The 7,614-nt window shown below is 74.2% G+C and carries 4 protein-coding genes; 3 read left to right on the top strand and 1 reads right to left on the bottom strand.

From position 1 onward, the window contains the following. Nucleotides 1–120 precede the first annotated feature (120 nt). Nucleotides 121–1,662: a M4 family metallopeptidase gene (locus AB0K25_RS26530; protein WP_219468778.1), complete on the bottom strand. Its 1,542-nt coding sequence runs from the start codon at nt 1,660–1,662 to the stop codon at nt 121–123. A gap of 442 nt (nt 1,663–2,104) precedes the next feature. Between AB0K25_RS26530 and AB0K25_RS26525 the strand changes: the two genes are divergently transcribed. The 3 genes from AB0K25_RS26525 to AB0K25_RS26515 are packed head-to-tail and all read left to right on the top strand — an operon-like array spanning nt 2,105 to nt 7,501. Continuing rightward, a complete protein-coding gene (locus tag AB0K25_RS26525; protein ID WP_219468776.1) occupies nt 2,105–3,865 on the top strand; it encodes an ATP-binding protein in 1,761 nt (586 codons plus the stop codon). 13 nt (nt 3,866–3,878) lie between these two features. Next, nucleotides 3,879–5,027, top strand: coding sequence for an exonuclease SbcCD subunit D (locus tag AB0K25_RS26520; RefSeq protein WP_357537714.1), 1,149 nt, complete (start codon nt 3,879–3,881; stop codon nt 5,025–5,027). After that, a complete protein-coding gene (locus AB0K25_RS26515; RefSeq protein ID WP_357537716.1) occupies nt 5,027–7,501 on the top strand; it encodes an SMC family ATPase in 2,475 nt (824 codons plus the stop codon). Before AB0K25_RS26520 ends, AB0K25_RS26515 begins: the two co-directional genes overlap by 1 nt. The last annotated feature ends 113 nt before the right edge of the window (nt 7,502–7,614 follow it).

The raw sequence follows: 7,614 nt of genomic DNA, 5'->3' as shown, positions 1-7,614 counted from the left end.
CCAGAACGCCTCCACCGCCTCCCGCTGGTACGACCGCAGCGTCCACGGCTTGCCGCCGCCGGCACCGAGCTGCACCTGGTGACCCTCAGCGACACGGTGGGGCCCGCCGCCGGACCGGGATCAGCTGACGCTCACGGCCGCCCAGGCGGCGGCGACCGTCTTGTACTCGGTGCTGGTCGCGCCGTACAGGTCGGTGGCGGCCGACAGGGTCGCGGTGCGGGCGCCCTTGTAGTTGGTGGTGGTGGTCATGTAGCGGGTCAGCGCCCGGTACCAGATCGCTCCGGCCTTGGTGTTGCCGATGCCGGTGATGGTGGTGCCGTTGCAGGTCGTGCTGGTGCCGTAGGAGGAGGTGCCGCTGCCCACGGCGAGCAGGTAGAAGAAGTGGTTGGCCACGCCCGAGGAGTAGTGCACGTCCAGGCCGCCGACCGAGCTGCTCCAGCAGTCCGCCGACTTGCCGTCCTTGGAGGGCTTGTCCATGTAGCGCAGCGGGGTGCCGGTGCTGCGCAGCTTCTCCCCGATCAGGTAGTCGCCCGGGTCCTTGGCGCTGGCCGCGTAGAACTCGACCAGGGTGCCGAAGATGTCGCTGGTGGCCTCGTTGAGGCCACCGGACTCGCCGCTGTAGCGCAGCCCGGCGGTGTTGCTGGTGACCCCGTGGGTCATCTCGTGCCCGGCCACGTCGAGCGAGGTCAGCGGGTACCAGCCGGAACCGCCGTCGCCGTAGGTCATGCAGAAGCAGGCGTCCTGCCAGAACGCGTTGGCGTAGTTGCTGCTGTAGTGCACCCGGCTGTACGCGCCGACGCCGTCGTTGCGGATGCCGTTGCGGCCGTGCGCGCTCTTGTAGTAGTCCCAGGTCTTCTGCGCGCCGAAGGCGGCGTCGGCGGCGGCGGTCTGCCGGTTGGTCAGGGTGCCGTTGCCGAACACGTTGTTGGTGCTGGTGACCAGGGTGCCGGTGCCGCTGGTCCTGCCGTTGAGGTCGTAGGTGCGGTGGTTGCCCCGGGCCGGGTCGGCGAGCTGGTAGGTGCTGCCGGACAGGTTGCTGCCGACCGAGACCGTGCCCGAGTGGAAGGTGTTGCCGGTGCCCTCCCGCTGCACGCCCTCCCACGAGTCGCGGACCGCGCCGGTGGTGGCGTCGACCAGCACGTGCAGCTCGCTCGGGGTGCCGTCGGCGTGGGTGCCGCCGACCACCACCTCGTAGGCGAGGGTGGTCGCGGTGTCACCGGCGTCGAAGACGAGCTGCGCGCCGGCCACGGAGCGGCCGGTGGCGGTCGATGCGGCGTACGCGATCTTGCTGGCGGCGGCCTCGCTGAGCTTGGCCTTCGGGGCGCGTTGCGGGGCGTTGGCGAGGCGGTGGGTGGCGCCGCGCCAGGAGTCGCCCTTGCCGAGGTGGACGACCAGGTCGCCGCCGAGGACGGGCAGACCGTCGGAGTAGCGGTTGAGCCGGACGTGCTCGGTGCCGTCGGCGTCGGTCACCACGTTGCGGGGGGTGAACGTCTGGCCGTCGGCGGCGAGGCCGGCACCGGAGTGGGCCTTGAGCTGGGCGACCGCGCGGGTGAACGGGTCGGCGGTACCGGTGGGTGCGGCGGTGGCCGCCGTGGGCACCGTGACGACGGTGGCCAGGAGAGCGGCCGTGGCGAGGCCGCTCATCAGGGGGGTTCGGCGCATCGGGGTTCTGCCTCCACAGGGACAGTCGGGGGGGTGCCGACTGACGATGGCCCGCCGGTGGTGGACCGTGGGCCGGTCACGTGTCCGCAGGTTACGGGCGTGACAACCGGCACCGAAGGAAGAAGATCCTCGATGTCGGCTGTGGCTATTCTCAGCCCAACCGGCCGGTTTCTGTCACGCCCTGGACCGAGATTTTTTCGGAGTATTTCCGTCACCCCGCGCCACCTGCCGAAACGCGGTCACCCGCACCCGACATCTCGACCGTCGGTGACCGCACACTCCCCCCGGGTCACCGAATCGGCGGTCGTACGCCTCCCCGGGGTCGCCGCCACGGCCGCCCGCCGGTGGCGTCCGCCGCGTCGCGTGGCAACCTGTCGCACTCCTCGGGCAGGATGCAGGTCGTGCGCCCTGACCGAGACGACCAGCTGACCGGAGCCCGCGGATGACCGACGACCGGATCGACGGCCGGATCGACAGCCCCGGCGAGCCCGTCGGCCGGGTGCTCGGCACCGCCGACGCCACCCCGTTGCAGTTCTGGACGGCCGTCTCCCCGGGCAGCTACCTCCAGCTCGACGACGTGGTGGTCACCCGGCGCGACCTGCCCGACCGGGAGCCGGTCACCATCGCCGGGGTGGTCACCCAGGTCCGCGCCCGGCACGAGGGCGCCCAGTTCGAGTCGGACGTCTTCGCCATCGCCGACGGCACCCTCCCGGCCCAGGTGCAGGAGGCCGCCGAGATCACCACCACCCGGGTCGACCCGGAGCTGTACGTGCCGCCCGCGCCGGGCGCGACGGTCTACCGGGCCGAGGGCGACGCCCGCGCCCGCGCGCTGCACTTCGACCGGATGGAACGGCGCATCCCGATGGGGATGGGCCGCGACGGCGTCCCGGTCTACCTCAACGCCGACTTCCTCGACGGCAGCCGGGGCGCACACGTGTCGATCTCCGGCATCTCCGGGGTGGCCACCAAGACCAGCTTCGCCACCTTCCTGCTCTACTCGGTGTTCCGTTCCGGGGTGCTGGGCGGCGACGCGGTCAACGCCAAGGCGCTGATCTTCAACGTCAAGGGCGAGGACCTGCTCTTCCTCGACCACCCCAACGCCCGTCTCGACGATCCCACCCGGGCCGCGTACGCCAAGCTGGGGCTGGCCGCGGGGGCGTTCCCCGACGTGCGGGTGTACGCCCCGCCCCGGGTCGGCGACGCCTCCGGCACCCCCGACGTGAGCAGCCGGCTCACCGGCGTCGACGCCTTCTACTGGACGCTGAGCGAGTTCTGCGCCGAACGCCTCCTGCCGTACGTCTTCGCCGACGCCGACGACGAACGCCAGCAGTACACGATGGTGGTGCACTCGGTCACCGCCCACCTGGCCCGCTACGCCCAGCCCGCCGACGGTGGGGTCAGCGTCGACGGGGTGCGCCTCGGCTCCTACGCCGATCTCGTCGACCACGTCGTCGAGCAGCTCAACGACGACGAGACCCGGGGCGACTGGGCGGGCAGCGCGGTCGGCCTGGGCACCGTCAACGCGTTCGCCCGCCGGCTGATCGGCAGCAAGAAGGACCTGGGTCGACTGATCCGGGGCGACCTGGCCACCCGCCGCCCGCACGCGATCAACACCGCCGAGAGCGCCCAGGTCACCGTGGTCGACCTGCACAACCTCCCGGACCGCGCGCAGCGCTTCGTGGTCGGCGTGACGCTCCGCGGCGAGTTCGAACGCAAGGAGAAGTCCGGCACCGCCAAGCCGCTGCTCTTCGTCGTCCTCGACGAGCTCAACAAGTACGCCCCCCGCGAGGGCTCCTCCCCGATCAAGGAGGTGCTGCTCGACATCGCCGAGCGGGGCCGGTCGCTCGGGGTGATCCTGGTCGGCGCGCAGCAGACGGCCAGCGAGGTCGAGCGGCGGATCGTCACCAACTCGGCGATCCGGGTGGTCGGCCGGCTCGACCCGGCCGAGGCGTCCCGCCCGGAGTACGGCTTCCTCCCGCCGGCCCAGCGGCAACGCGCCCTGCTGGCCAAGCCGGGCACCATGTTCGTCAACCAGCCGGACATCCCGGTCCCGCTGTGCCTGGAGTTCCCCTTCCCGGCCTGGGCGACCCGGGTGTCCGAGGCGGGCCGGGCCCCGTCGGAGACGCTGCGTTCGATCACCGGCTCGATCGACCCGTTCGCCGTGGTCGGCTCGGGCGGCGCCGACGACGACATTCCGTTCTAGGGGGCTGGCCGCCATGAAGATCCTGCACACCTCCGACTGGCACGTCGGCAAGGTGCTCAAGGGGCAGTCCCGGGCCGAGGAGCACAAGCAGGTGCTGGCCGGGGTCATGGAGATCGCCCACGCCGAGCGCCCCGACCTCGTCATCGTCGCTGGCGACCTCTACGACACGGCCGCGCCGAGCCCGGAGGCGACCCGGCTGGTCACCCGGGCGTTGACCGCGCTGCGCCGGACCGGGGCCGACGTGGTGGCGATCGGCGGCAACCACGACAACGGCCACGCCCTCGACGCGTTGCGCCCCTGGGCGGAGGCGGCCGGCATCACCCTGCGCGGCGGGGTCCGCGACAACCCGGCCGAGCACGTCATCGACGGCGTCACCGCCGACGGTGAGCGGTGGCAGCTCGCCGCGCTGCCCTTCCTGTCCCAGCGGTACGCGGTCCGCGCGGTGGAGATGTACGAGCTGACCGCCGCCGAGGCCACCCAGACCTACGCCGACCACCTCGGCCGGGTGCTGGCGAAGCTGACCGAGGGTTTCACCGAGCCGGACCGGGTGCACCTGGTCACCGCCCACCTCACCGTGGTCGGGGCGAGCACCGGTGGCGGCGAGCGGGACGCGCACACCGTCCTCGGCTACGCGGTGCCGACGTCGGTCTTCCCGGGCACCGCGCACTACGTGGCCCTGGGGCACCTGCACCGGTCGCAGCGGGTGATCGGCCCGTGCCCGATCCGCTACAGCGGCAGCCCGCTCGCGGTCGACTTCGGCGAGCAGGAGAACGTCTGCTCGGTGACCCTGGTCGAGGTGGGCGCGCACTCCGCCGCCCGGATCCGGGAGGTGCCGGTGTCGGCGGCGGTGCCGCTGCGTACGGTGCGCGGCACCCTCGCCCAACTGGCCGAGGCCGACCCGCCCGAGGGCTGGCTGCGGGTGTTCGTCCGGGAGCAGCCCCGGGCCGGCCTGCGGGAGGAGGTGCAGGAGCTGTTTCCCCGCGCGTTGGAGATCCGGATCGACCCGGAGCTGCTGCCCACCCCGGGCAGCGGCACCCGGGTCGCCCAGCGGGCCGGCCGCTCCCCCCGCGAGCTGTTCGCCGACTACCTGGGCAGCCGGGGGCACGACGACGACGGGGTCCGGGACCTCTTCGACGAGTTGCTGGAGGAGGTGGAGCGCTGATGCGACCGATGCGGCTGGACCTGGCCGGTTTCACCGTCTTCCGCGACGAGACCACCGTCGACTTCACCGACGCCGACTTCTTCGCCCTGGTCGGGCCGACCGGCTCGGGCAAGTCGACGGTGCTGGACGCGATCTGCTTCGTCCTCTACGGCTCGGTGCCCCGCTGGGGTGGCGCCCGGGGGCTGGCCAACGCGCTCGCCCCGTCGGCGGTGGAGGCCCGGGTCCGGTTGGTCTTCGAGTCGGCCGGCGACCGGTACGTGGCGACCCGGGTGGTCCGCCGCGACGGCCGGGGCACGGTCAAGACCGCCAACGCCGGGTTGCAGCTGATGCCGCCCGGGTTCGACATCACCAAGCTCGACACCGGGCTCAGCCCGGAGGACCTGGGCGAGGTGCTGGCCGGCACCCCGGCCGAGATGGAACAGGCCGTGCTGGACGCGGTCGGGCTGCCGTACGAGCAGTTCACCTCCTGCGTGGTGCTGCCGCAGGGGCAGTTCGCCGACTTCCTGCACGCCAAGCCGGCCACCCGGCAGCAGATCCTGGTCAACCTGCTCGGCCTCGGCGTCTACGAGAGCGTGCAGAAACGGGCCACCGAACGCGCCGGGCAGGCCGAGGCGAAGCTGGAGGCGGTCGCCCGGGTGCTCGGCGGGTTGACCGACGTCGACGACGCGACGCTGGCCACCGCGTCCGCGCAGGTCGACCGGATCCGGGAGCTGTCCGGGGCGGTGGCGGCGGCCGTACCGGAGCGGGAGCGGGCGTGGGCGGCGGCGCGGGAGGCCACGGCGGCGCTGGCGGCGCTCGACGCCGATCTGGCCGGGCTGGCGGGGGTGCGCGCCCCCGCCGGGGTGGCCGAGGTGGCCCACGCGGTGAGCACCGCGCGGGCGGCGGTCGACGCGGCGGCCCGCACCGTGGCGTTGGCCGAGGAGCGGGAGGAGAAGCTGCGCGGCGAGTTGGCGGGCGCGGGCGACGAGAGCGCCCTGCGGCTGCTGCTGCGCGCGCACGCCGACGCGGAGCGGCTCGCCGGCGAGGCGGACACGGTCCGGGCGGCGCTGGACGCGGCGCGGGCCGCGCACGACACGGCGGTGGCGGCGCTCGACGCGGCCCGGGAGGCGGCGGCACGGGCCGAGGCCGAGCTGGAGGCGGCGTTCCGGGCGCACGAGGAGGCCAAGGCCACCGACCAGGCGGTCGCGCTCCGGGCGCACCTGGTCGACGGCGCGACCTGCCCGGTCTGCGTGCAGCCGGTGCCCCGGGTGCCGGCGTTGCCGGCCGGTTCGGCGGTGGCTGCGGCGACCGCCGCCGGCAAGGCGGCCCGGGCGGCCAGCAAGGCCGCGCAGGCGCTGGTCGACGAGCGGGACACCGCCGCCCGGGAGCGGGACCGGACACTGGTCCGGCTGCGGGCCCAGCACGACCAGCTGCACGGCCGGCTGACCGAGCTGGCCGGGCAGCTCGCCGGGGCGGCCACCCCGGCGGCGCTGCGCGACCAGCTCGCCGAGCACGCCCGGCTGCGGCAGGCACTCGACGAGGCGGCGGCGGCGGTACGGTCCGGCCGGGACGCCGCCCGGCGGGCCCGGGGGGCGGCCGACACCGCCGAGGAGCGGCTGCGGGCCGCCTGGCGGGACTTCGACACCACCCGGGACGGGCTGGCCCGGTTCGGGCCGCCGGCCGCCGACCGGGACGACGTCGCCGCCGCCTGGACGGCCCTGGTCGGGTGGGCCGGCGCGCAGGCCGGGCGACGACGGGCCGAGCGGGACGCTCTGGTCGAGGCGGTGCACATGGCGCGGTCGGCCGCCGAGTCGGTCGAGGAACGCCTCGGCGGCCTGCTCGACGCCGCCGGGCTGCCCCCCGCCGACGACCCGGCGCAGGCGGTCGCGGTGGCCGCCGAGCGGGCCGAGGCCGACCTGCGGCGGATCACCGAACGCCGCGCGCAGGCCCTCCAGCTGCGGGAACAGCGCGCCGAGCACGAACGGCAGGCGCGTACGGCGCGGGCGCTGGCCGGGCACCTGCGGGCCAACAACTTCGAGCGGTGGCTGTTGGCCGAGGCGTTGGACCTGCTGGTCGACGGGGCCTCCCGGATCCTGCGGGAGCTGTCCCAGGGGCAGTACGACCTGGTCCACGACAAGGGTGAGTTCTTCGTGGTCGACCACCACGACGCGGGGCTGCGCCGGGGGGTGCGGACGCTGTCCGGCGGGGAGACGTTCCAGGCGTCGCTGGCGCTGGCGCTGGCCCTGTCCGAGCAGCTCGCCGGGATGTCCACCACCGCCGCCAGCCTGGAGTCGATCGTGTTGGACGAGGGGTTCGGCACCCTCGACGCGGCCACCCTGGACATCGTCGCCGCCACCCTGGAGAGCCTGGCCGCCCGGGGTGACCGGATGGTCGGCGTGGTCACCCACGTGCCGGCGCTGGCCGAGCGCATCCCGGTGCGTTTCGAGGTCCGCAAGGACGCCCGCACGGCCCACGTCGAACGGACCGGCCGGTGAGCGCGAGGAGTGCAGCGCAGCGGAGCCCCGCAGTCGCGAACGAAAGGCGGGCCCGGTGAGCGCGAGGAGTGCAGCGCAGCGGAGCCCCGCAGTCGCGAACGAAAGGCGGGCCC

Origin of the sequence: Micromonospora sp. NPDC049257 (assembly GCF_040678915.1) — a bacterium.
GTDB lineage: Bacteria > Actinomycetota > Actinomycetes > Mycobacteriales > Micromonosporaceae > Micromonospora > Micromonospora antibiotica.
The sequence above is the reverse complement of the archived record's forward strand: the minus strand, read 5'-3'. Positions and strand labels throughout refer to the sequence as shown.